We start from the raw sequence: 23380 nt of genomic DNA, 5'->3' as shown, positions 1-23380 counted from the left end.
ATCGCTGCCTCGGAGGGGTTTCCATGCCGATAGACGGGCCAGCCGCCGTCAGGGTTCTGCATCCGCAGCAGGTAGGCCCGGCCTCGGCGCCACCGTCCCCGCCGGCGCCGGTCAGCCCAGGAGCTCGGCCAGGGCGCGGTCGGCGTCCAGGTGGCGGTGCTCCTCGCCCTCGGGGACGACCAGCCGGCTGTGCCAGAGGAAGCGCCGCAGGTCGGCGGTGTCGAACCGGACCAGCGCGGTGCCCTCGGCCGCGCGAAGCTCGACCATGGTGCGCCGGCCGGGGGCGGGCCGGACGTGGACGTCGCCGTCGCCGGCGGCCAGCTCCAGGCCGGCCGACAGCAGCTGCCGGGCGAAGACCCACTCGATGTCCGGGCCGGCGTCCCGGCCGGAGCCCGGCCCGGCGCCGTCGCCCGGTTCGTCCAGCGAGAACTCGGCGGGGAAGCCCATCCGGACGGCGAGCGGGTCCTCCCGGCGGTAGCCGAGGGCGACCCGCAGCCGGACCGACCGGTGGGCGGACAGGATCAGACGGGCCTGGACGGTCTCTTCGACGGTGGCGTGCACGGCGCGCCCTTTCTGGGGGAGTGAGGTCTTCGCGGTGGCATGAGGCCGGGGTGGCGGCTGTGGAGGGTGGGGCGGCCTCACTGGAGAGAGTCGGGCGGGGCGGTCGCGCTTACGCGGTTCCGGTGGGTGATTTCCGTGATCCGGGTCACATCGGTTTCCGGCCGTCCGGGCGTACCGGGGGTCGAGCCTGGCCGCTCGAACGGCGCCGGACCGGTACGCTGGACCGGTTGTCCGATTGCCGCCCGACCGCGGGTGGGGGCCGCTAAACGGCCTCTGACCTGCGATGATCCCCCTCGGAGACCGTGAGTACTGCCGCCGCCTCCTCGATGCCCCTCTTCTCCGACGCGCAGGAGCCGCACGCGCCCGCCCGGGCCGCCGGCCAAGGCGCGTCGGCCGCTTCGCACCACCTGTCGCCGGCCTTCCCCGGCCGGGCCCCCTGGGGCACCGCCGGCAAGCTCCGGGCCTGGCAGCAGGGTGCGCTGGACAGGTACATCGAGAACCAGCCGCGCGACTTCCTCGCGGTCGCGACCCCGGGCGCCGGTAAGACCACCTTCGCCCTGACGCTGGCCTCCTACCTGCTGCACAACCACCTGGTGCAGCAGATCACCGTCGTCGCGCCGACCGAGCACCTGAAGAAGCAGTGGGCCGAGGCCGCCGCCCGGATAGGCATCAAGCTCGATCCGGCCTACTCCTCGGGCCCGCTCTCCCGCGAGTACCACGGCATCGTGGTCACCTACGCGGGCGTCGGGGTCAACCCGATGCTGCACCGCAACCGGACCGAGGCCCGCAAGACGCTGGTCATCATGGACGAGATCCACCACGCCGGTGACTCGAAGTCCTGGGGCGAGGCCTGCTTCGAGGCCTTCGAGCCGGCCTCCCGCCGGCTGGCGCTGACCGGTACGCCGTTCCGTTCGGACACCAACCCGATCCCGTTCGTCCAGTACGAGGCGGGCGCCGACGGCATCCGCAAGTCGGTCGCCGACTACACCTACGGCTACGGGCACGCGCTCGCCGACCACGTCGTGCGTCCGGTGATCTTCCTGAGCTACAGCGGCAACATGCGCTGGCGCACCAAGTCCGGCGACGAGCTGGAGGCGCGGCTCGGCGAGCCGATGACCAAGGACCTGATCGCCCAGGCCTGGCGCACCGCGCTGGCGCCGCAGGGCGAGTGGATCCCCAGCGTGCTCCAGGCCGCCGACCGGCGGCTGAGCGAGGTCCGCAAGGCGATCCCGGACGCCGGCGGCCTGGTGATCGCCACCGACCAGAACACCGCCCGCGCCTACGCCAAGATCCTCCGGGAGATCAGCGGCGAGAAGGCCACCGTGGTGCTCTCCGACGAGGCGGAGGCGTCCCAGCGGATCTCCGACTTCTCGGCGGGCGACGCGCGCTGGATGGTCGCGGTCCGGATGGTGTCCGAGGGCGTCGACGTGCCGCGGCTGGCCGTCGGGGTGTACGCCACCTCGATCTCCACCCCGCTGTTCTTCGCGCAGGCCGTCGGCCGCTTCGTGCGGGCCCGCAAGCGCGGCGAGACCGCGTCCGTCTTCCTGCCGACCATCCCGACGCTGCTGGGCTTCGCCAACGAGATGGAGCTCCAGCGCGACCACGTGCTGGACCGGCCGAAGAAGGAGGGCGAGGGCCTCTTCGACGAGGAGGACCGGCTGCTCGCCGAGGCCGAGCGGGCCAACGACGGGCCGGACGGCGCGGGCGGCGAGGAGTTCTCCTACGAGGCGATCGGCTCCGACGCGGTCTTCGACCGGGTGCTGTACAACGCCATGGAATTCGGCATGCAGGCGCACCCGGGCAGCGAGGAGGAGGAGGAGTACCTCGGCATCCCGGGCCTGCTGGAGCCGGACCAGGTGCAGATGCTGCTGCAGAAGCGCCAGCACCGCCAGATCCAGCGCAGCAAGGCCAAGCCCGCCGAGGAGGCCGACCTGCTGGAGCTGCCGGCCGAGCAGCGGCCGGTGGTCACCCACCAGGAACTGCGCGAGCTGCGCAAGGAGTTGAACGCGCTGGTGGCGGCCTGGCACCACCGGACGAGCCAGCCGCACGGCACCATCCACAACGAGCTGCGGCGCCAGTGCGGCGGTCCGCTCACCGCGCAGGCGACGGTCAATCAGCTGAAGGCCCGGATCGAGCGGATCCGGGAGTGGGCGAAGTAACGGACGTCGGCGAATTGTCCGGCAACGCCCGAAGGTCATGTGACGGTCAGGCGAACGCGAAGAATCTGTGGAGACAGCCGGTGTGATGATCGGCTAGTGTTCCGCGTGCCGCGCCGCCTCCGGGTCTGTCGTGGCTGCGCCCCGCCCCGTCCGGACGGTGGCCGCAGCCCCCGGTGAGCCGGGCCGGCAACCTCACCAGTCGAGGCAGCGACCGTCCCGTCGCGAGCTCGAACATGCCGTCACAAGGAGCACACCGAACGTGTCGTACCCGCCCCACGCCTAGCCCGAGCTCTCCGACAAGTCCAAGGTCGTCGCCGGCATCCTGACGATCCTGCTCGGCAGCCTGGGCGTCGGCCGCTTCTACACCGGCCACATCGGCCTGGGCATCGCCCAGCTGCTGACCTGCGGTGGTCTCGGTGTCTGGTCGCTGATCGACGGCACCCTGTTCCTCACCAGCAACGACCGCACGGACGCCCAGGGCCGTCTGCTGCGCAGCTGATCTTGCCCAGGCCATTCGCGGCGCGCCGCCCCGGCTCCGGCCGGGGCGGCTTCGCCGTGCCCGGGGCCGACGGCCCCGCCCCCCGGCCGCCGCTCCTCGCCCGGCTGCCCCTCCCGGCCCGGCTGCGCACCGCGGGACCGCCGCTGGCGGTGCTCGGCGGCGGCCTGGCCGGCTGCGCCTACCTGTGGTCGCGCGACCCGCACCTGCCCGGGCAGCTGCTGCCGTTCTGCCCCTGGCACAAGGTCACCGGACTGGACTGCCCCGGTTGCGGCGGCACCCGGATGACGTACGACCTGCTGCACGGCGACCTCGCGGCGGCCTGGCACGACAACGCGGCGCTGTTGCTCTCGCTGCCGCTGGTCGCGCTGCTCTACCTCACCTGGCTGCGGCACGGCCTGGCCGGCCGGAGCTGGCGGCCGACGCTCGGCCGGGGCGGCACGGCGGTGGTGCTGGGCACCGCGGTGGCCTGGACGGTGCTGCGCAACCTGCTCTGAGCCGCGATCTGCTCCGAGCCGCGATCTGCTCTGAGCCGCGATCCGCTCCGAGCCCGCGATCTGCTCTGAGCCGCGATCTGCTCCGAGCCCGTGATCTGCTCCGAGCCGCGCCCGGCGAGCGGCCCCTGCCGCGACGGGGGCTGTCCGAACTTCGGACTGTGGTCGAACTTGTGCCCAGTCCAGGGCAGTGAAATGCGAGCCTTTGTCCCGGTTCGTCATGCGTGACGAAATCGATCATGCCCGAATTTTGGACAACCACTTCCGCCGCGACAATTCCTTCACTACCTTTCCCACACGCTCCCCCGTCGGGTAACCCCCGTCGGGACGGGCGCTGCAGGACCGCCAGGACGTCAAGGACGACACACCGCGGCCCGAGCGCGGCCACCCACCTGCGCGCGACACCTGAGTCCCGGACCGGCGCCGCCGCTCCGGCGGCCGCCGCGGAAAGGACATGCGCGTCGTGACTGCAGAGACCTCCCAGACCCTGGACCGGGGCGTCCGGGTCCTCAAACTCCTCGCCGACTCGGAACGCGGGCTCACCGTCACCGAGCTCGCCGCCCGTCTCGCGGTCAACCGGACCGTCGTCTACCGGCTGCTGGCCACGCTGGAGCAGCACGGGCTGGTCCGCCGCGACATCGGCGGCCGGGCCCGGGTGGGCCTGGGCGTGCTGCGGCTGGCCCACCGGGTGCACCCGCTGCTGCGCGAGGCGGCGCTGCCGGCCCTGCGCAGCCTGGCCGAGGACCTCGGCGCCACCGCCCACCTCACCCTGGTCGACGGCAACGAGGCGCTGGCCGTCGCCGTGGTCGAGCCCAGCTGGACGGACTTCCACGTCGCCTACCGGACCGGGCTGCGCCACCCGCTGGGGGAGAGCGCCGCCGGGCGGGCGATCCTCGAGGCGCGCGGCTTCCCCAGCCAGCGCCGTCCGGAGTCCGGTTTCGTCATCACCCGTGCGGAGGAGCAGTCGGGTGCGAGCGGCGCGGCCGCCGCACTGGTCGGGCTGAGCGGGATCGAGGGCAGCGTCGGCGTGGTGATGCTGAACGGGCTCGTCCCCGAGCGGGTCGGCCCCCGGGTGGTGGAGGCGGCGACCGAGGTCGCCGACGCCCTGCGATAGCGCCGGGTGTGTTTGGATGCCTCTGTGTCCGACACCAAGCTGCCCAAGGCCCTGACCGCCCCCCGCACCCGCGCGCTGGCGCTGTGCGGGGTGCTGGTCGCCGCGCTGTTCGGCGTGGCGGCCTTCGTCCCGCTGCCGTACACGCTCACCTGGCCGGGGGTCACCGCGGACACCCTCGGCAGCTACCAGGACAAGCCGGTGCTGACCGTCACCGGAGCGCCGGTGCGCACCACCGACGGGGAGCTGCGGATGGTGACCATCTCCGCGACCAATCCGGGGGACCGCACCACCTTCTGGCGGTCGCTGCGGGCCTGGTTCGACCAGGACGAGGCGGTCCGTCCGACCGAGACGGTCTACCCGCAGGGCGATCCGGCCAAGGCGCAGGAGGTGACGGCCCAGCAGATGACCGAGTCGCAGGACAGCGCCACCACGGCCGCGCTCTCCTACCTCCACCTCTCGCCCGCGCAGGTGAAGGTGAAGGTCGACCTCGGTGACATCGGCGGCCCGAGCGCGGGCCAGATGCTGGCGCTGGGCATCGTCGACAAGCTGGCCGGCGACGGCAAGGGCGGCGACCTCACCGGCGGGCTGACGGTCGCGGGGACCGGCACCATCGACGACCAGGGCGTCATCGGCCCGGTCGGCGGCGTGCCGCTGAAGACCCAGGCGGCGGCCCGGGACGGCGCGACGGTGTTCCTGCTGCCCAAGGACGAGTGCGCGGACGCCAAGGTCAACCTGCCCGACGGTCTGCGGCTGGTGCCGGTGGGCACGCTGAGCGAGTCGATCTCCGCGCTGGACGCGCTGCGCGGCGGCGGGACCGTCCCCACCTGCTGAGGTCCCGGCGGGCACCGCCGGAGCCCGGACCGGACGGGCTACTCGGCCGCGGCCTGGTCCACCAGCGGCAGGATCCGGTACGGCACCGGGTTCTCCAGCGCGATGGCCGTCGAGGAGCGGACGATCCCGTCGAACCCCACCACCCGGTCGATCACGCGCTGCAGATCGGCGTTGGACCGGGCCACGATCCGCACCATCATGTCTCCGTGCCCGGTGATCGTGTGCAGCTCCAGGACCTCCGGCACCGCCGCCAGGTGGGCCCGCACGTCGGCGCCCTGGCCCTGGGAGATCTCCAGCGTGGCGAAGGCCGTCACCGGGTAGCCGAGCGCGGCCGGGTCCACCTCGGGCCCGAAGCCGCCGATCACCCCCTTGGCCTGGAGCCGGTCCAGCCGCGCCTGGACGGTGCCCCGGGCCACCTGGAGGCGGCGCGAGCACTCCAGCACGCCGATCCGCGGCTCCTCCGCCAGCAGCCGGATCAGCCGGCCGTCCAGGACGTCGATCGCGTCGTTGGCGGTACCCGGCGCGGGGGCCGAAGACGCTTGCCCAGAAGTGGAGTTGGGCGATTCGGTGGAGTTCGGGGAACTCGGGGAGTGGGCGGGGGGCATCGCGGGGCTCCGTCCTCCGGTGGGCATTCTGTACAGCGGTGCGGCCGATTCTCCCGCCCCGGCGCACACCTTGACCAGGAGGAAACGGAACAGTTGCGCGCCGGTCGGCCCGGCGCCACCCTCCAGCCACAACCCCGTGAGCCGGTCCCCACACCGGCCCGCGGGGCAGACCGTGGTTGCGCACGCCCACCGGGAGGGCCGTCATGACCGACACCGCCGCCGAACCCCTGCTGTTCACCGCGGGCCTGGAGGAGCCCGACCTCGTCCCGATGGGGCACGCCGACGCGGTGGTCTTCGCCGTCGCCGACGCGGAGCGTGCGGCACGCCGCTACGCCACGGCGCTCGGCCTGCGCTGTACCGCCTACGCCGGGCCCGACACCGGCGAGCCGGAGACCGTCTCCTACGTGCTGCGCGCACCCGGGACCAGGTTCGTGCTGACCTCGCTGGTCCAGGTGATCGGGCCGCGCGGCCGGGAGCTGGCCGGCCACCTGGCCCGGCACGGCGACGGGGTGCTCGACCTCGCCGTCGGCGTACCGGACGTCCACTACGCCTACGACTACGCGGTGGACCGGGGCGCCAGCTCGCTCGCCGAGCCCTACGAGGCGCACGACCGGTACGGGGTGGTGGTGCTGGCCGCGATCGGGGTGCCCGGCGGCACCCGGCACACCCTGGTCGACCGCTCCCGCTACCGGGGCCCGTACCTGCCCGGGTACGTCCCCTTCGACCGGTGGTGACCGCCCGGGGGACCGCCGGGCGGACGGCGGTCAGCGGACGACCGTCTCCACCGTCGGCGGGTGGCCGTTCCAGGCGACGAAGACCGAGTTGGCCTGGTCGCCCTTGGTGAAGTCCACCCGCATCCACTGCGGGCCGTTCCAGACCTGCATCTGCCAGCCCGGGTCCGGGGTGGCGGAGACCAGCGAGGCGTTGTCCGGCCGGATGTCCAGGGCCACCTTGCCGCCGGGGACGGGGTAACTGCGCACGGTGGACGTGGCGGTCGGGGCGGCGGCCGCGGTCGTCGTGGCGGTGGTGGGCGCGGGACGGCGTGACGCCGGCGGGGTGCCGGGCGCCGCCGCACTGCGCTGGGCGGTCGACGAGGCCGGCGCGGGCGTCGGGCCGGAGCTCTCCGGCCGGGGCGCGGACGGCTCCTGGGGCGGCGTCGGAACCGGCGCCGACGCGACCGGGGAGCGTGCTCCGCCGGCGGCCGGGGACGGCAGCGGCAGCGCCGTCGGCTGCTCGAACGCGGCGCCGGTCAGCACCGCGTGCACGCCGAACCAGGACAGCGCCACCGCCGCCCCGGTGGCCGCCGCCCAGGCGCCGAGCTGTACCAGTCCGTTCCGCATCGTGCGCACATCCTGCCGTATTCGGGGCCGCCGCAGGTGGGCAGCCCTGCTATTCAGCAGGCAACTTGCACAAAACACCAGGGGACGGAGCGAATCGGTCCGGAGCCGTCCGGCGGCCCCTCCCGGACCCACCCCGAGGTACAGACCACCGCACGCCGATGGCGTACCGTGCAGCCCCATGGCAACAGTGCTCGTGGTCGAGGACGACCCCTTCGTACGCTCCGCCCTCATCCGGCATCTGGCCGACACCGGTCATGCGGTCCGCAGTGTGGGCACGGCACTTGAGGCGTTGCGCGAGGTGGCCCAGGTCGGCTGCGACCTGGTGATCCTCGATCTCGGCCTGCCCGATCTGGACGGCAGCGAGGCGCTCAAGATGATCCGTGGCCTGACCAACGTGCCGGTGATCATCTCCACCGCCCGGGACGACGAGGCCGAGATCGTCCGGCTGCTCAACGACGGTGCCGACGACTACCTGGTGAAACCTTTCTCCGGGGAACACCTCAGCGCCCGGATGGCCGCCGTACTGCGCCGCCTCGGCGGCGGGACGGCCCCGGTCACCCAGGTGCTCCGGGTCGGCGGGCTCGCCATCGACCTCCAGCGCCGCGAGGCCACCCTGGACGGCCGGGCGCTCGACCTGACCCGCCGCGAGTTCGACCTGCTGGCCTTCCTCGCCGCCCGCCCCGGCGTGGTCGTGCCGCGCAAGGAGATCCTGGCCGAGGTGTGGCGCCAGACCTACGGCGGCGACCAGACCATCGACGTCCACCTCTCCTGGCTGCGCCGCAAGCTCGGCGAGACCGCCTCCAACCCCCGCTACCTGCACACCGTGCGCGGCGTCGGCGTCCGGCTGGAGGCGACCGGGCACCCGGCGGGGCCCGGCCCCGCCCCCACGGAGGGCCGGGCGTGAGGCGGTTCGGGCACTCGTTGCGCTGGGCCCTGATCAAGGCCGCGGTGGCCGGGACCACCATGGTCGCGCTGGCCTTCCTCATCCCGCTCGGGCTGATGGTCCAACAGACCGCGCGGGACCGGGCGTTCACCGCGGCCGAACGGCAGGCGGCGGCGCTCGGCCCGGCCCTCGCCATCACCACCGACCAGGGCGCCATCGCCCGTGCGGTGGCCAGTACCGACGCCGGTGCGCAGGGGCGGATGGCGGTCCATCTGCCGGCCCCGGGCCCGGTGCCGGCCGCGGACTCGCCCTCGCCGCCCTCGGCGCCGCCGAACCCGTTGCCGAACCCGCTGCCGTCCTCTTTGCCCACCGAAGCGACCTCCGCCGGGGCGCCGATGATCGGGCCGGACGGCGGGGCGACCATCGGGGAGGCCCGTGCGCTGGCCGCCGACGTGGGCACCGCCGGCGGTCAGGGCCGCTCGTTCACCGTCGAGGTGCCCGGCGGCTTCGCCCTCCTGCAGCCGGTGGCCGTCGACACCGGCCGGACGGCCGTGGTCGAGGTGTTCGTGGCCGACGGCGACCTCACCCGCGGGGTCTCCACCGCCTGGCTGGTGCTGTCCGCGGTCGCGCTCGCCCTGGTCGCCATCTCGGTGCTGGTGGCCGACCGGATGGGCACCCGGATCGTCGGCTCGGCCCGCCGACTGGCCGCTGCGGCCCGCTCGCTCGGCGGCGGCAACCTCGCCGTCCGGGTGCCCGTCGACGACCGGCAGACCGCCGGGAGCCCGGAGGAACTGCGCGAGGCCGCCCACGCGTTCAACACGATGGCCGACCGGGTCGTCCAGTTGCTCGCCGCCGAAAGGGAGTTGGCCGCCGACCTGTCGCACCGGCTGCGCACCCCGCTCACCGTGCTGCGGCTCAACGCCGCCTCGCTGGGCGAGGGCGACGCGGCCGACGCCACCCGGCACGCCGTCTCCCAACTGGAGCGCGAGGTCGACCAGATCATCCGTTCGGCCCGGCGGGCGCCCGAGGACGCGCCCGCCGTCACCGTCGGCTGCGACGCCGCCGAGGTGATCCGGGAGCGGGTCGGCTTCTGGTCCGCGCTCGCCGAGGACGAGGGGCGCCGCTGGCAGCTGGCCGGTGCCGACCAACCCGCCGGCGTGTCCGTCCAGCGCGGCGACCTCGCCGCCGCCGTCGACGCCCTGCTCGGCAACGTCTTCCGCCACACCGCCGTCGGCACCGCGTTCTCGGTCGACGTGCTCGCCACCGACAGCTCGGTGATCGTGCTGGTCGGCGACGCCGGACCGGGCTTCACCGACCCCGAGGCCGCCCTGGAGCGCGGGCAGGGCGACGGCGGCGAGGGCTCCACCGGCCTCGGCCTGGACATCGCCCGCAAGCTCGCCGAGGTCACCGGCGGCGACCTCGCGCTCGGTCGCTCCGCAGGGCTCGGCGGCGCCGAGATCCGGCTGCGGCTGCAGGCCCGCCCCGACGGCGCCCCCGCCCGCGCCAGCCGCCGGCGCAGCCGCGGCACGCTGTTCCAGCGCTGAGCGGTCCCCGGCGCCGGGCGGCCCCGCGCACCGGTGTCGCGCACCGGTGTCACCCCTCTTCCTTAAGCGGGCCCTAAGAGAGCTGTACCCCTCGCTCAGCAGGCCCGTTCCGGCCCTCCCGCCCCACTAGCGTCATCCGCGCCGGTCACCCGACCGAGCCGGGGCACGCCGCCCGCGACGGGTCCATCCACCCGCGCCCGGCCACCGCGACCCCGTCCGGCCCAGCCGTCCCCCGCGCCCTCCGGGCGGGAGGCGCCCCCCTACGGAGGTACGCCCATGACGACCCAGCCCGAACGCCGCCGGGGCCGCCGCCGACGCAGCCGCAAGGGAGTCGTCCTCGCCTCCTCGGCCGTCGCCGCCGCGCTGGTCGCGGGCGCGGTCGTGGCCCTCGCCTCCTCGGCCAGCGCCGCCTCGCTCGGCGCCGTCTACACCCGCACCAGCGCCTGGGACGCCGGCTACACCGGCCAGTACCTGGTCACCAACCCGGCCGGCAGCGCGATCGAGGACTGGACGCTGTCCTTCGACCTGCCGGCCGGAGCGAAGATCGACTCGCTCTGGAACGCCACCTTCAGCGCCGACGGGCAGCACGTCACCGTCAAGCCCGAGGCCTGGAGCAAGCGGCTGGAGCCCGGCCGGAGCCTGGTGGTCGGCTTCGTCGCCCAGGGCGCCGGCGCCGCGCAGGCGGAGCCCGGCAACTGCCTGATCAACAACGCCTCCTGCAAGGCCGGCGACACCGTGCCGACCCCCTCGGGCCGCCCGACTGGCACCCCCGGCACCTCGCCGACCCCGACCGGCTCGCCCGTCGTGACGCCCACCGCGACGGCCACCGCCACCGCCCGGCCCACCACCGCGTCCCCGAGCCCCACCGCCACGGCCAGGCCGACCACCCCGGCGCCGACCACCAGCGCCACCCCCGCGCCCACCGCCACCGCGACCGGCACGCCCGCCCCGGCCACCGGTGCCGGCTTCGCGCCGTACGTGGACACCTCGCTGTACCCGCCGTACGACCTGGTCGCCACCGCGAAGGCCACCGGCGTGAAGGACTTCACCCTCGCCTTCGTGGTCTCCGGCGGCGGCTGCACCCCGAAGTGGGGCGGCGTCAGCGAGCTGTCCGCCGACGCGGTGGCCGCCCAGATCGGCGCGCTGCGGGCGATCGGCGGCGACGTCCGGGTCTCCTTCGGCGGCGCCAACGGCAGCGAGCTGGCCCTCGCCTGCGCCACCACGGCCGACCTGACCGCCGTGTACCAGAAGACCGTCGACGCCTTCGGGCTGACCAAGGTCGACTTCGACGTCGAGGGCGGCGCGATCGCCAACACCGCCGCCAACACCCGCCGTGCCCAGGCCGTCGCCCAGCTGCAGAAGAACGCGGCCGCCAAGGGCAAGGCCCTGGACGTCTCCTTCACCCTCCCCGCGCTGCCCTCCGGCCTGACCCAGGAGGGCGTCGACCTGGTGGCCGACGCCAAGCGCAACGGCGTCGCGATCGGCGCGGTCAACATCATGGCGATGGACTTCGGGGACGGCGTCGCCCCGAACCCGCAGGGACAGATGGGCAAGTACGCCATCGCCGCGGCCACCGCCACCCAGGCCCAGGTCAAGAGCGTGCTCGGGCTGGACGACGCGGCCGCCTGGCGCAAGGTCGCGGTCACCCCGATGATCGGGGTCAACGACGTGGCCAGCGAGGTCTTCACGGTCGCCGACGCCAAGCAGCTCGCCGAGTTCGCCGGGACCAAGCACCTGGCCTGGCTGGCGATGTGGTCCGGCACCCGCGACAAGGCGTGCGCTGGTGGTGCCAAGGCGTACGCCGACGCGAGCTGCAGCAGCATCGTCCAGCAGCCGCTGGACTTCACCCGGGCCCTCGGCGCCTACGCCGGCTGAGCCCCGCGATCCCTCCCCGGGACCCCGGCCGTCCGTGCTCCGCCCGCAACGGAGTACGGCCGGCCGGGGTGGATTTCCACCCGGGCGGTCACGCTCGGTAGTCGGCTCGACCGGACCCGGTCGCCGGGCATCCGGTATCGTCGCTGGTTGGCCGAACGGCGGACGGAGCGAACAGTGACAGCGGTGCAAGACGAGCGCAGCGTGGTGCCGACGGCACCGGACCCGGCGCCCGGACCCCTGTCGGACCGCCTCAAGGACGCCCTCGGCGCGCCCGTGCGGGCCCTGCGGGAGGCACCGCGCCGCCCGCTGCTGGCCGTCTCCGCCGTGGCGCTGCTGTCCCTGGTGGTCTACGCCGTGGTGCGGCACTTCGTCCACACCTCGATGGTCGACATGATCGTCTACCGGGCGGAGGGCGGCGCCGTCGCCGACGGGACCGACCTCTACGCGCTGCGGGTCACCGAGTGGAACCTGCCCGCCACCTACCCGCCGTTCGCCGCGATGCTGTTCGTGCCGACGACCTGGTTCCCGGTGCCGTTCCTGCGGGTGGCGATCACGCTCGGCAACCTCGGGCTGCTCGCGCTGCTCACCCACCTGTCGTTCAAGCTGGTCGGCTGGCCGCGCCGCGAACTGCGCCCGCTCGGCGTGATCCTGGTCACCGGCGGCGGCGTCTGGCTCGAACCGGTCTTCACCACGCTGCGCTACGGCCAGATCAACCTCGCGCTGGCCTGCCTGATCCTCTGGGACCTCACCCGCCCCGACGGCCGCCGCAGCAAGGGCGTCGCGATCGGCATCGCCGCGGGCATCAAGCTCACCCCCGGCCTCTTCGCCGTCTACCTGCTGCTCACCGGCCGGATCCGGGCCGCCTTCGTGGCCGGCTTCACCTTCCTCGGGACCTTCCTGCTCGGCGCGCTCGTCCTGCCCGACGCCACCTGGGGCTTCTGGACCAAGTACCTGTACGACTCCTCGCGGGTCGGCAAGACCGAGATCGTCGACAACCAGTCGGTACGCGGCGCCGTCGCCCGGCTGCTGCACACCGCCGAGCCCGGGACCGTCGCGACGCTGGCCGGCGCCGTGATCGCGGTGCTCGGCCTCGCCATCGCCGCCTGGGCGGCCTCCAGCTCCCGCTGGCTGCCGCGCGCCGAGGCGTGGGGCGTCTGCTGCGCCGCCGTCACCGCGGTCCTGATCTCGCCGATCAGCTGGACCCACCACTGGATCTGGTGCGTGCCCGTGCTCGCGCTGCTCGCCTGCGAGGCCGCGGTCGAGCAGGCCCGCCCGGCCGCCGTCCGACGACTGCGCTGGCGCGCGGCCTTCGGGGCGACGCTGATCGCCTTCTTCTCGTTCGGGATGTGGGTCGTGCCGCACCACGGCGACCTCGACCTGCACCTGTCGGCGGTCAGCCAGATCCCGGCCTCGGTCTACCCGCTCGTCGGGATCTGCTTCCTGCTGGCCGCGGTGCTACGGATAAGGGCGCGGCGGCGGGCCGCCGGCGCCCCGCTCGTCCCGCTGCCCGGGCAGCGCAGCGGCGGCGGCCGTCCGGGCCCCGCGCACGACCGTCAGCAGGCCCCCGCGGCCCGCTGAGTCGCCGGGGACTCCCGGGCCCACCGGCCCGGGGGCGCTCCGCCCGGGGCCGCCGTGGGCGGGGGTCCCGCGTCCGGGGGTTCCGCGTCCGGGGTTGTCCCGCCCGGGAGTGCCCGGTGCCGGGGCGGCCGGGGTGGGGCGGCGCCGTGCGGCGCGGTCGCTCACGCGAGCAGCTCGGCGAGCGACCCGTCCATGTCCAGCGCGGCCAGTTCGCTGCCCGGCGGCACCAGCCGGTGCGCCCGCTCCAGCCAGGCGGCCACCACCGGCAGCGGGGCCTCCAGCAGGGCGTCCCCGGCGGGCGAACTCAGGGCCATGCAGAGCACGCTGCGCCGGCCCGAGCGGGTCGGCCAGATCCGCACGTCCCCCTGGCCGCACGGCCGGAAGGTGCCCTCCACCAGCAGCTCGCGGGCGAACACCCAGGTGACCGGCGAGCCGGTGTCCAGGTGGAAGGTGATGTGCACCGCGTAGGGGTCGTGGCTGCCGTAGGACAGCCGGGCCGGGACGGGGACGCTGTGCTCGGGGGAGAGCACCAGGTTGAGTTCCAGCTCGTGCTCGACCACGCTCGTCGCGCGCTCCATGATCGGGTTCCTCTCTGACTCCGGTTCGTGCCCGGTTCCGGGCCCTGTGACCTTGGAGAGCGCGGGTCGCGGGCGCTCTTACACATGTTTCCGAGATTTCTTGGCGGAGTTCCCGCGGGCGTGGGCGGGCCGTGGAGACCGTGGGGGGAGCGGGCGCGGGTCCGCTGACGCGCGCCGTCCTCCTTATCCCGGGCGGACCCGGCCTGTCCGGCGATCGCGCAACTTGCCACCTTCGCGCCGCCGAGGTACTACCCTTTGTGACTGCCCCGCGACTGTCCGCCAATGAGGCGGCGTCCTCGCGCGCGCCGACGGGCGAAGCGACCTCCGCCGCCCGAGTCGCCGTCGCGTGGTCCGCCCGCCGGGTGCGCCGCAACGGCCCTGCCAGAAAGAAGACCCCATGACGGACCGGCCCTTCGCCGGCGGCGCGGAGACGGCCGTCGGCCCCACCCCGGGGTACTACCCCGACCCCTCGGTGCCCGGCTTCGTCCGCTACTGGGGCGGTGCCGCGTGGGTGCCGGGCACCAGCCGCCCGGCCCCGGCCGCGGGCGAGGTGCTGCAGCCGCCCCGGTTCGCGGCCCGCCGCGGCGGCGTGGCGGGTGGCGCGGGGGGCGGTGCGGGGGCCGGGCCCGGGGCGGGGGCGCGCTTCGTGCCGCCGCCCGCGTCGCCGGAGGCCCGTCCGCCGTCGTCCGCGGCGCCGTCTTCCGCTGTACCTCCGTCCGTCGCGCCTTCGTCGGTCGTGCCTGCGCGTGCGGTGCCCTCGCCCGCGGTGCCGGCGATCGCCGGGCTGTCCGGGGAGACCGGGCCGGTGTACCTGGACCAGACGGCGGGTGGGGCGTCGTTCAGCGTCGGGCCGCATCTGGCGGCCCATGCGGCGCTGCGTCCGGCGGTGGCGCAACCGGCCGCCGGTGAGGAGGCGGCGCGCGCCGGGGAGATCCGCGACGGCGCCGTCGAGGAGGCCGAGGAGCAGCGTGCGGGCGAGCCGGGGGCCGTCGGCTGGCAGGTCGACCCGCGGGCGCAGCGTGGCCTGATGGAGACCGGCGGTGCGCCGCGCTGGGTCTCCTGGGGCGTGCTGCCGGGGGCGGAGCCCGCCTCCGGCGCGGACGGGCCGGCGGAGGGCGCGGCGCGGCCGTCCGGCGAGCGGGCGGAACCCGTCGCCGAGCCGGTGGCCGGATGTGCTCCCGAGGCGGTGCCGGTGCCCGCGTCGGTGCCTGCGCCTGCCTCGGAGCCGGAGCCGGTGTCGGAGTCGCAGCCGGAGCCCGAGCCCGAGCCGGTGCCGGGGTCGGAGCTGGAAGCCGCGGCCGAGTCGGCCGTCGCGGTGGTGCCCGCCGTCACGGTCCCCCGCACCCTCACCACCTCGTTCGCCGCCCCGGTCGCGGGGCCGGTCGGAGCCCCCGCTCCGGGCGCGCTCGCCGACCGGGCGAAGGCCGGGGCCGCCGCGCCCCGGCCGGCTCGCCGTCGCCCCCCCGCCCCGCTGCCCGCAGGGCTCGGACGTCGGCTGGCCGCCCGGCTGGTGGACACCGCCGTCCTCGCCGTGGTCGCCACCGCGACCGCCATCCCGCTCGGCAACTCCGTGGTGTCCCACGTCCAGCAGAAGCTCGACCAGGCCAGGATGGCCAGCGCGCTGACCCGTCGCCAGGTGGACGTCTGGCTGGTGGACGGGGTGGTGCTGGGCAAGGTGGCCGTCCTGTTCGCCGTCCTCGCCTTCGTCGGGGTGCTCTACGAAGTCCTGCCGACCGCCCGCACCGGGCAGACCTTCGGCAAGCGCCTGGTCCGGATCCGGGTGGTCGACGCGGCCCCGTCGGCCGCCCGGGGCCGGCTGAGCCTCGCCCGGTCGCTGGCCCGCTGGCTGGCCCGGAACGCCTCGGCGGTGCTGCTGCTCGGCCTGGTCTGGCCGCTGTTCGACCGCCCCGCCCGGCGCGGGTGGCACGACCGGATGGCGGGCACCCGGGTGGTCCGGGGCTGACCGCGGTCCGCCGGAGGTTGCTGGGCGAAACGGACTAAATATCCGAAACTTAGCCAATCTGCAATGTTCTACTCGGTGAATGAGCACCCAGAACCCCTCAGGCTCCGAGCCGGAGGGGGGCGGTCAGCCCTCCTTCGACAAGCAGCCCCCGTCCCCGGGTGGCGGCACGCCGGAAGGTGCGCCGTCGGACCCGTCCGGAAACCCGCCGCCGTCCTCGACCCCGCCGCCCGGCAGTCCCTACGGCGACCGGCCCGGCGCGTACGGGGGCGACTACGGGGGCACCCCCGGCGGTTCGCCGTACGGGCAACCGCCGTACGGGCAACCGCCGTACGGGCAGGACCCGTACGGCGGGCCGCCGTCCGACCAGCCGCCGCCCGGATACGGGCCTGCGGGGCACGGCACGCCCGGCGCCGGGCCCGTCCCCGGAATGCCGCCGCTCGGCACCTGGCCGAACCGGATCCTCGCGCAGGTGATCGACTACGTCCTGGTGCAGATCGTGGCGATCATCCTGGTGCTGCCCTTCGCCACGCTCAGCGACCGCTCGGGCGAGGCCGGCGCGTTCTGGCTGGCCTGCGGCCTCTACCTGATCTACGACGGCGTGATGCTCAGCCGGGACGGCCAGACCCTCGGCAAGAAGGCCATGAAGATCAGGGTCGCGATGCTGATCGACGGCAGCACGCCGCCACCAGCCGCCGCCTGGACCAGGGCCGCCGTCTTCATCCTCCCTGCGGTCATCTGCTGCGCGGCGCTCTGGTGGCTGATCGACGGGCTGTTCGGCGTCTTCGACAAGCCGTACCGCCAGTGCCTCCATGACAAGGCCGCGAAGACCGTGGTGGTCTCCACGGTCTGATCCCGTCCGCGCGTCCGGACCGCCCGGTGGTGCCGCCTCAGCGCTGCCGGGCGTACGCGTGCCCGGCCGGGGCCGGGGCATCGGCTTGGAGGGGTGCCGCGCCGGGCGTGGCGGTCGCGCCGGCCGTGGCGGTGGTGCGGCGCTGCGTGGCGGTGGACAGCGACAGCAGCGTCACCAGCGTCCCGAGGGCGAGCGCGAAGCCCACCAGCACGGCGATCTCCAGGACGCCCGTGGCGCCCGAGACGGCCAGCAGCGCCACGGCGGCGGCGACGACGGTGCAGGTGCCGAGGCAGAACTGAGCGGGGGTCGGGCGCGGCATGGCGATCGGTCCTTCGCACGTCGGGGGAACGGGCGGGAAGCGGGGTGGAGCGGTGCCGGTGCTGGAATCCTCTCCACAACTCCTACCCAGTACGGCAGTTCGGTAAGTGCAGCCTAAGCCGCCGGATCCGGGGCACGGGGGGCGCACAGGCTCACTGCGGGGTCGTCCGCCCCACTCGGTACGGTGACCGGGACACATTCCTTGACACCCGACGCCCCAGGGGGAGACCCTCCGTGCCCATCCCCGCCGACTGGCCCGCCACCGAGGCCGAGGCGCTCGCCGAACAGGAACGGCTGCGACCGCTCGTCCAGCCGTACGGCCCCGGCCCGGGGGCCGGCACCGAGGCCGACGACACGCTGATCGCCGGTGTGGACGTCGCCTACGACGACGAACGGGACCTCGTGGTCGCCGCCGCCGTGGTCCTGGACCGCGACACCCTGGCCGTCGTCGACGAGTCGACCGCCGTCGGCCGGATCGCCTTCCCCTACGTACCCGGCCTGCTCGCCTTCCGTGAACTCCCGGCCGTGCTGGACGCCCTGGCCGCCCTCCGCCGCACCCCCGGCACCGTGGTCTGCGACGGCTACGGCCTAGCCCACCCGCGCCGCCTCGGCCTGGCCAGCCACCTCGGCGTGCTCACCGGCCTGCGCACACTCGGCGTCGCCAAGACCCCGTTCGTCTTCGACCACCACGAGCCCGGGGCCGCCCGCGGCGCCTGGACCCCGCTCACCGACCCGGCCACCGGGGAGGAGGTCGGCCGCGCCGTCCGGACCAGAGCCGGCGTCAAACCGGTGTTCGTCTCCGTCGGCCACCGGATCGGCCTGTCCGAGGCGGTCGCCACCACCCTGGCCCTCGCCCCGCACTACCGGCTGCCCGAGACCACCCGCCGCGCCGACTCGCTCTGCCGCCGCGCCCTCACGGCTCGACAGCTTGGAACATCCGTGAACTGACGGTCCGCCAGGACGTCGGCCGCTTCGCCGCGAGCACCGTTCAGCTTGCCCCGCCCATGTGTTAGACATGTGTCTCCCGGAGCTGTGCACGACAGCGCGGGGCGGACGCACGGGGGAGGCGCCGGACGTGTCAACGGGGACCGGATCGACGGGCGGGGCCGGCGGCGGCTACCGCGTCGAAGTCGAGCAACTACGGGCCTTCGCCGCCCAGGTGCGGCTCCTGCTGGCCGAGTTCGAACGCCATGCCGACGGAACCCGCACCCACGGACAGAGCGCCGTCGGCAAGACCTCCTTCGGCACCTTCGCCGAGGCCACCGAACTGCACGGCCGGTACCAGACGATGCGCGACGGCCTGCGCGACGTGCTCAACCAGCTCCAGGAGGCCGTCGACGAGGCCCAGAAGAAGGCCGAACTCACCGCCGCCAACTACCAGGAGCAGGAACACCGCACTGCCGGCAAGCTGAAACTCGGCGACGACGGCTGGTCGGTGGCGGCACCGTCCGCCACCAGCACCGCCGCCTACACCCGCACGGTGGCGCCGCCCCGGCACGACGGCGGGAAGTCCGAACGATGAGCGCCGACCGGGCACAGCCCCGCGGGAACGGAGGCGGCCGCCGATGACGTACACCAACTTCAACGACTACAGCCACGCCGAACTCCGGAAGATGGCCCAGGCCCTCAACCCCGGAGAGGTGATGGCCGCCGGCGACCCCTGGCGCCGCGCCGCCGACACCCTCAAGGCCATCCGCGCCACCCTCACCCGGGCCAGCACCGAGGCCGCCGTCAGCTGGGAGGGCACCACCAGCGACGCCTTCCACACCCGCATGCTCAACCTCGCCGCCACCATCAACAACGCGGCCTCCTACGCCAACGACGCCGCCAACACCCTCAAGGCGATGTCCGAGGCCATTGCCAAGGCCAAGCACGACATGCCCGAGGAACCCAGCGGCTGGGACCAGGTCAAGGACGGCATCGGCGACACCGTCTCGTCCCTCTTCGGCGACGACGACGAGGACAGCAGGACGGCCATCGCCGAACAGCGCAAACTCGAAGCCGCCGCGGTGATGCAGACCCTCGCCATGCACTACCGCGTCGCCACCCCGATGCTGAAGCCACCACCGCCTTACCAGCCGGGATCGAACAAGCGGCGCGGCGACGACTATCAGGACGTCCCGTCGCCTGACGATTCTTCGGGGGCATCGACGATGGGCGCCGTGATGGCCGGCGCGAGCTACACCGGCGTCACGACGACGCCGACCGCCGGCAGTCCCTCGCCGCCTCCTCGTCGCTCCTCCGGCCAGCCTGCGCGGGACCGCCCGGCCGCTGTGACGCCGGTCGTACCGGTCGACTCGGGCATCAAGGGAGGCACCGCGCAGGCCGCGCCGAAGCCTCTGCCTGTCACCACCAACTACGGTCCGGGTACCGGGATCGACGGTACGAAGACCATCCCTGTCACGACATCCGCGACCAGTTTGCCGCTCCCGAGCTCCGGCGGTTCCGGCACCACTCCCACGCCTCAGACAGGGCTCCCGAGCGGGCCGACGAGCAGCGGCTTCGGGAAGCCTCTCACCAGTGGCGGACCGGTCGTGGGAGGACCGGGGGCCCCGGCGGTCGGCCAGGGCAAGCCGGGGGCACCGAACGCGGATGCCTCGGGCCGGGCGAGCGCACCCGGAGAGGCCGCGGCCCGCAAGGGCAAGGCGTTCGGCGCGGGCGAGGTGTTCGAGGGCGGCTTCGGCAGCGGTGGTCGGGCGTCCGGCGGATCCCGTTCGGGCAGCGGCATTCCGGGGCGACCGGGCGGTGTCTTCGGGGAGGGCGGGCGGTCGGGTTCCGGATCCGGCGCTAAGCAGGCCTTCACCGAGGGCGGCTCAGGCATCGGGGCCCGGAGTCGCCTTCGAGGGGAGACGAGTGCCGCCGGTGGCGGGATGGTGCCGGGCATGCCGATCGGTGATGCCCAACGGCGCAAGAAGGACGAGGAGAAGGAGGGGAAGCGCCCCGACTACCTCGTCGAGGACGAGGAGACCTGGGCGTCGGACGAGCCGGCCAACCCGAACGTGGTGGAATGACCCCTGTCCGCAGACGGATGGGCTGATGATCGGTCGTCTCCTGGGCCGGTGGCCCAGGAGACGGCTCACTGAGTGAGGTGGCCAGGCGTGACGAGTGGTCGGGTAGGGCGTGGAGCAGCCGTGCTCGCTGCCGGAGCCCTCGTGTGGGGGGCGGTTCACACGCCGGCGGTGGCGGACCAGATCAGGAGTTCGCAGTGGCCGTTGAGGACCTTCGCCGCCGAGACGAAGGTCTGGCCGGTCAGCCAAGGTGAGGGCGTCATCGTCGCCGTGGTGGATGGTGGTGTCAGCCAGGATCACCAGGATCTCGTCGGCCAGGTGCTGCCCGGCGCCGATTTCGCCGGGGGGAAGTCGGACGGACGGCTGGACAGTGACGGCCATGGAACGGCGATGGCGAGTCTGATCGCGGGCACCGGACACGGGGCGTCAGCGGGGGTCATCGGCCTCGCACCGAAGGCGAAGGTCCTTCCGGTGAAGGTCAGGAGTGTCGACGGCTTGGCGGAGGCCCAGCAATCCGACCTCGCACAGGCCGTCCGATTCGCCGCCGATCGGGGAGTGCAGGTCATCAACATCTCCCTCGGAGGGTATTCAGGGGCCGACTCGCAGACGCGGGACGCGATCGGGTACGCGGTTTCCAAGGACATCGTCGTCGTGGCATCGGCCGGAAACAGCGGCAACAAGTCCTCGGCGGTCGAATACCCGGCGGCCTTCCCGGGAGTAGTGGCCGTGGCGGCAGTCGACGAGCAGAACCGGGTCTGGGAGAAGTCCACATTCGGCCCCGAGACGACGATCGCCGCGCCGGGTGTCGGGATCTACCACGCCTCAATCACCTCTACGTCGAGCTACAACGTCGGCAACGGCACCTCCGACGCCACCGCCTACGTCTCGGCCACCGCCGCGCTGATCAGGTCGAAGTATCCCGGGCTCTCGGCGGGGCAGGTCATCAATCGGATGATCAAGAGTGCGACGGCACCGGGGGACGGCTCGGCGGTGCCGAACGCGCGTTACGGGTACGGGATCGTCGATCCGGCCAAGGCGCTGGAGGCGAATCCCGCGGTGGACGGCGGGCCCAGGGCCAATCCGTTGCTCGGGCGGGCGGAGTCGCAGGGGGCTCCGCCGGATTCCGGGGCGGTGCCCGGCGACGGTGCCTCCGGGCCGCCGATGGCGGCGCCGGTGGCGGGGGCGGGCGGGAACGCGGGGGTCACATACACGCTGCTCGGGGCCGGTGGGCTGCTGGTGCTGGTGGTTGCCGGGGTGGCGGCGGGGTTGGCGGCGCGGGCGCGGAAGCGGCGGCGGGCCGTCGCGGCGAGCCCCTATCCGTACCCGCCGCAGCAGCCGCCGCAGTGGTGAGCCGGGTGTGCGCGGGCGTCGTCCTCAGAGCCGGCGGTGCATGATGTGCAGGCCGACGTAGCCCTTCTGGGGGTGGTGGAAGGCTTCGGGGACGGTGGTGAGGATCTCGAAGCCCAGGGACTCCCAGAGGGCCACCGCCCGGGTGTTGGTCTCCACGACGGCGTTGAACTGCATCGCGCGGTAGCCGTCGGCGCGGGCCTGGTCGAGGACGTGGGCGCCGAGGGCGCGGGCGACGCCCCGGCCGGAGTGGCGGGGGTCGACCATGAAGCCCGCGTTGGCGACGTGGGCGCCGCCGCCGGCCTGGTTGGGGTGGCTCTCGGCGGTGCCCAGGACGGTGCCGTCCTCGTCGACGGCGACGAAGGTGCGGCCGGGGGCGGGTTTGCACCAGAGCGCGCGGGCCCGGTCCTCGGTGGTGTCGCGGTCCCAGCTGTAGGTCTCGCCGGCGGCGACGATCTCGCGGAGGAAGGCCCAGATGGCCGGCCAGTCGGCGGGGGTGGCTTCGCGGATGAGCATGGTGCCCAGCATGGACCCGGGCACCCCCGCCCGACCAGGGGGTTTCGCCGCCCCGACGCCCGGCCGCCCCGCCACCCGGTCGCGACGTCACCCCGTCGTGCGGCCCCGGCTACGCCGCGACGGCGATCTGCTCACGGTGGTGAGCCGGTGCGGCGGCCTCGTCGACCACGGCCACCGCGAGATCGGCCTGGGCGATCCGCTCGCCGAGGACCCGCGGGCCGCCGACCCGGTAGCGGCCGGTGCCGGGCGCGGTGCGGTCGAGGTCGAGGGGCGGGGTGACGACGACCCAGTCCAGCGCGGGGGCGGACGCCCGCAGCCGGTCCAGTGCGCCGGAGTGGCCGAGCGAGAAGGCGCGGTAGGCCTCGGGGAACGCGGGGTCGTCGTGGACGGCGGTGCCGGGCGCGGTCTCCAGCGTGGTGGCGACTCCCACGTGGACCAGGCGGTGGACCCCGGCCGTGGCGAGGCCGGCCACCAGGGCGTCGGTGGCGGCCCGGTAGAACCGGACGGAGGGCACGTCGGGGGTGTACACGGTGCTGACGGCGGCGGTGTGCCCGAGGGCCGCGGCGGCGATGGCGGCCTCGTCGGTGACGTCGCAGCGGACCAGGGCGGCGCCGGTGTCCGCGAGGTCGCGGTGGCGCTCGGGGTCGCGCACGGCGGCGGTGACGGTCAGCCCGCGCCGCCGGGCCTCGGCGACCACGGCGCGCCCGACCTGCCCGCCCGCGCCGAACACGATGACGTCTGTTCCGACCTGCTCGCCGGTGCTGCTCATGGCGGTCTCCGTCCGCTCGCCGGGGGCGCTGTCGCCCGCCGTTGCCGGGACGGTAGACCGGGGGGTGCCGGTTACTTCAACGGTACCGGCGCGGGGCCGGCCGGACGCCGCGTCGGCTACCTTCGGGGCATGACCCGGCCCGTACTCGAACCGCTGCCCCCGGACTTCTTCGACCCGGACTGCCCGGTGCCGACGATCCCGGTGCTGGGCGGCCGGAAGTGGTCCTGGAGGATCATGCGCTGTCTGGAGGGCGGCCCGCGCCGCTTCTCCGAGCTGCGGGTGCCGCTGGTCGGCATCACCTCGAAGGTGCTGGCCGAGTCCTTGCGCGCGATGGAGCAGGACGGCGCGGTGAGCCGCACCGAGTACGACGAGAACCCGCCCCGGGTGGAGTACGCGCTGACGCCGCTCGGCCGCACGCTGCTGGAGCCGATGGACGCGCTCTGCGACTGGAGCCGCCGGAACCTGGCCGGCCTGCTGGAGGCGCGGGAGGCGTACGAGCGGGACGAGGCCGGGCGGAACGGCTGAGCCGGGCGGGACGGCTGAGCGGGGCG

Annotated in this window: 23 protein-coding genes and 1 pseudogene; 17 read left to right on the top strand and 7 right to left on the bottom strand. The window is 74.4% G+C overall.

All coding sequences use genetic code 11. The features are described from left to right. Positions 1-111 precede the first annotated feature (111 nt). Positions 112-561, bottom strand: coding sequence for an SsgA family sporulation/cell division regulator (locus tag ABT263_RS24535; protein ID WP_329487866.1), 450 nt, complete (start codon positions 559-561; stop codon positions 112-114). A gap of 326 nt (positions 562-887) precedes the next feature. On the opposite strand from ABT263_RS24535, the gene ABT263_RS24530 reads away from it, so the two are divergent. The 5 genes and pseudogenes from ABT263_RS24530 (at position 888) to ABT263_RS24510 (ending at position 5655) form a co-directional block, all read left to right on the top strand. Then, positions 888-2720: a DEAD/DEAH box helicase gene (locus ABT263_RS24530; RefSeq protein ID WP_352293248.1), complete on the top strand. Its 1833-nt coding sequence runs from the start codon at positions 888-890 to the stop codon at positions 2718-2720. Positions 2721-3027: 307 nt separating this feature from the next. Then, positions 3028-3219, top strand: a pseudogene (locus ABT263_RS24525) (TM2 domain-containing protein); the annotation flags it as partial. Between the two features lie 2 nt (positions 3220-3221). After that, positions 3222-3713, top strand: coding sequence for a DUF2752 domain-containing protein (locus ABT263_RS24520; RefSeq protein ID WP_352293240.1), 492 nt, complete (start codon positions 3222-3224; stop codon positions 3711-3713). Between the two features lie 460 nt (positions 3714-4173). After that, positions 4174-4824: an IclR family transcriptional regulator gene (locus ABT263_RS24515; RefSeq protein ID WP_329487863.1), complete on the top strand. Its 651-nt coding sequence runs from the start codon at positions 4174-4176 to the stop codon at positions 4822-4824. A 24-nt stretch (positions 4825-4848) separates the two neighbouring features. Next, on the top strand, positions 4849-5655 hold the full coding sequence (locus tag ABT263_RS24510) for a S16 family serine protease (protein WP_352293238.1): 807 nt from the start codon (positions 4849-4851) through the stop codon (positions 5653-5655). Positions 5656-5693: 38 nt separating this feature from the next. On the opposite strand, the gene ABT263_RS24505 is transcribed toward ABT263_RS24510, so the two are convergent. Next, positions 5694-6260 carry an Lrp/AsnC family transcriptional regulator gene (locus ABT263_RS24505; protein WP_352293236.1) on the bottom strand — a complete coding sequence of 189 codons (567 nt, stop codon included), beginning with the start codon at positions 6258-6260 and terminating at the stop codon, positions 5694-5696. A gap of 203 nt (positions 6261-6463) precedes the next feature. On the opposite strand from ABT263_RS24505, the gene ABT263_RS24500 reads away from it, so the two are divergent. Continuing rightward, the gene (locus ABT263_RS24500; protein WP_329487860.1) at positions 6464-6994 is read left to right on the top strand and encodes a VOC family protein; all 531 of its coding nucleotides are present in this window, start codon (positions 6464-6466) and stop codon (positions 6992-6994) included. Positions 6995-7024: 30 nt separating this feature from the next. Here the strand turns inward: ABT263_RS24500 and ABT263_RS24495 are convergent, their stop codons facing one another. Next, positions 7025-7600: a hypothetical protein gene (locus ABT263_RS24495; protein WP_352293234.1), complete on the bottom strand. Its 576-nt coding sequence runs from the start codon at positions 7598-7600 to the stop codon at positions 7025-7027. Positions 7601-7778: 178 nt separating this feature from the next. On the opposite strand from ABT263_RS24495, the gene ABT263_RS24490 reads away from it, so the two are divergent. From ABT263_RS24490 to ABT263_RS24475, 4 genes are all read left to right on the top strand, one after another. After that, positions 7779-8504 (top strand): response regulator transcription factor, encoded by a 726-nt coding sequence (locus ABT263_RS24490; RefSeq protein WP_329487858.1) that lies wholly within the window; start codon positions 7779-7781, stop codon positions 8502-8504. A 17-nt stretch (positions 8505-8521) separates the two neighbouring features. After that, complete coding sequence (locus ABT263_RS24485) at positions 8522-10027, top strand: HAMP domain-containing sensor histidine kinase (protein WP_352293246.1); 1506 nt, start codon at positions 8522-8524, stop codon at positions 10025-10027. A gap of 276 nt (positions 10028-10303) precedes the next feature. After that, positions 10304-11902, top strand: a complete 1599-nt coding sequence (locus tag ABT263_RS24480) for a glycoside hydrolase family 18 protein (RefSeq protein WP_352293232.1) — start codon at positions 10304-10306, stop codon at positions 11900-11902. Between the two features lie 174 nt (positions 11903-12076). Continuing rightward, entirely contained in the window at positions 12077-13480 is a 1404-nt protein-coding gene (locus tag ABT263_RS24475) for a glycosyltransferase 87 family protein (protein ID WP_352293231.1), read from the top strand. Positions 13481-13641: 161 nt separating this feature from the next. Here ABT263_RS24475 and ABT263_RS24470 read toward each other — a convergent pair whose 3' ends face one another. Further along, the gene (locus ABT263_RS24470; RefSeq protein WP_352293229.1) at positions 13642-14058 is read right to left on the bottom strand and encodes an SsgA family sporulation/cell division regulator; all 417 of its coding nucleotides are present in this window, start codon (positions 14056-14058) and stop codon (positions 13642-13644) included. 397 nt (positions 14059-14455) lie between these two features. Here ABT263_RS24470 and ABT263_RS24465 point away from each other — a divergent pair, with 397 nt between their 5' ends. Both ABT263_RS24465 and ABT263_RS24460 read left to right on the top strand, forming a co-directional pair. Then, positions 14456-16021: an RDD family protein gene (locus tag ABT263_RS24465; RefSeq protein ID WP_352293227.1), complete on the top strand. Its 1566-nt coding sequence runs from the start codon at positions 14456-14458 to the stop codon at positions 16019-16021. A 79-nt stretch (positions 16022-16100) separates the two neighbouring features. Further along, a complete protein-coding gene (locus ABT263_RS24460; protein ID WP_352293225.1) occupies positions 16101-16871 on the top strand; it encodes an RDD family protein in 771 nt (256 codons plus the stop codon). A 37-nt stretch (positions 16872-16908) separates the two neighbouring features. Here the strand turns inward: ABT263_RS24460 and ABT263_RS24455 are convergent, their stop codons facing one another. After that, a complete protein-coding gene (locus ABT263_RS24455; protein WP_352293223.1) occupies positions 16909-17190 on the bottom strand; it encodes a hypothetical protein in 282 nt (93 codons plus the stop codon). Between the two features lie 233 nt (positions 17191-17423). On the opposite strand from ABT263_RS24455, the gene ABT263_RS24450 reads away from it, so the two are divergent. The 4 genes from ABT263_RS24450 (at position 17424) to mycP (ending at position 21547) form a co-directional block, all read left to right on the top strand. Beyond that, positions 17424-18137 (top strand): endonuclease V, encoded by a 714-nt coding sequence (locus tag ABT263_RS24450; RefSeq protein WP_352293221.1) that lies wholly within the window; start codon positions 17424-17426, stop codon positions 18135-18137. A 127-nt stretch (positions 18138-18264) separates the two neighbouring features. Next, positions 18265-18711 carry a DUF2563 family protein gene (locus ABT263_RS24445; protein WP_352293219.1) on the top strand — a complete coding sequence of 149 codons (447 nt, stop codon included), beginning with the start codon at positions 18265-18267 and terminating at the stop codon, positions 18709-18711. A 91-nt stretch (positions 18712-18802) separates the two neighbouring features. Beyond that, on the top strand, positions 18803-20200 hold the full coding sequence (locus tag ABT263_RS24440; protein ID WP_352293217.1) for a WXG100 family type VII secretion target: 1398 nt from the start codon (positions 18803-18805) through the stop codon (positions 20198-20200). A 168-nt stretch (positions 20201-20368) separates the two neighbouring features. Further along, positions 20369-21547 (top strand): type VII secretion-associated serine protease mycosin, encoded by a 1179-nt coding sequence (gene mycP, locus ABT263_RS24435; protein ID WP_352293215.1) that lies wholly within the window; start codon positions 20369-20371, stop codon positions 21545-21547. 24 nt (positions 21548-21571) lie between these two features. Here mycP and ABT263_RS24430 read toward each other — a convergent pair whose 3' ends face one another. Then, positions 21572-22060 carry a GNAT family N-acetyltransferase gene (locus ABT263_RS24430; RefSeq protein ID WP_352293213.1) on the bottom strand — a complete coding sequence of 163 codons (489 nt, stop codon included), beginning with the start codon at positions 22058-22060 and terminating at the stop codon, positions 21572-21574. A 109-nt stretch (positions 22061-22169) separates the two neighbouring features. Beyond that, the gene (locus tag ABT263_RS24425) at positions 22170-22829 is read right to left on the bottom strand and encodes an NAD(P)-dependent oxidoreductase (RefSeq protein WP_352293211.1); all 660 of its coding nucleotides are present in this window, start codon (positions 22827-22829) and stop codon (positions 22170-22172) included. 129 nt (positions 22830-22958) lie between these two features. On the opposite strand from ABT263_RS24425, the gene ABT263_RS24420 reads away from it, so the two are divergent. Further along, positions 22959-23354 (top strand): winged helix-turn-helix transcriptional regulator, encoded by a 396-nt coding sequence (locus tag ABT263_RS24420; protein WP_352293209.1) that lies wholly within the window; start codon positions 22959-22961, stop codon positions 23352-23354. The last annotated feature ends 26 nt before the right edge of the window (positions 23355-23380 follow it).

Source organism: Kitasatospora sp. NPDC001603 (genome assembly GCF_040298365.1).
Taxonomy (GTDB): Bacteria; Actinomycetota; Actinomycetes; order Streptomycetales; family Streptomycetaceae; genus Kitasatospora.
Note: the sequence above shows the minus strand (reverse complement) of the source record. Positions and strands in the feature narration are given on the sequence as shown.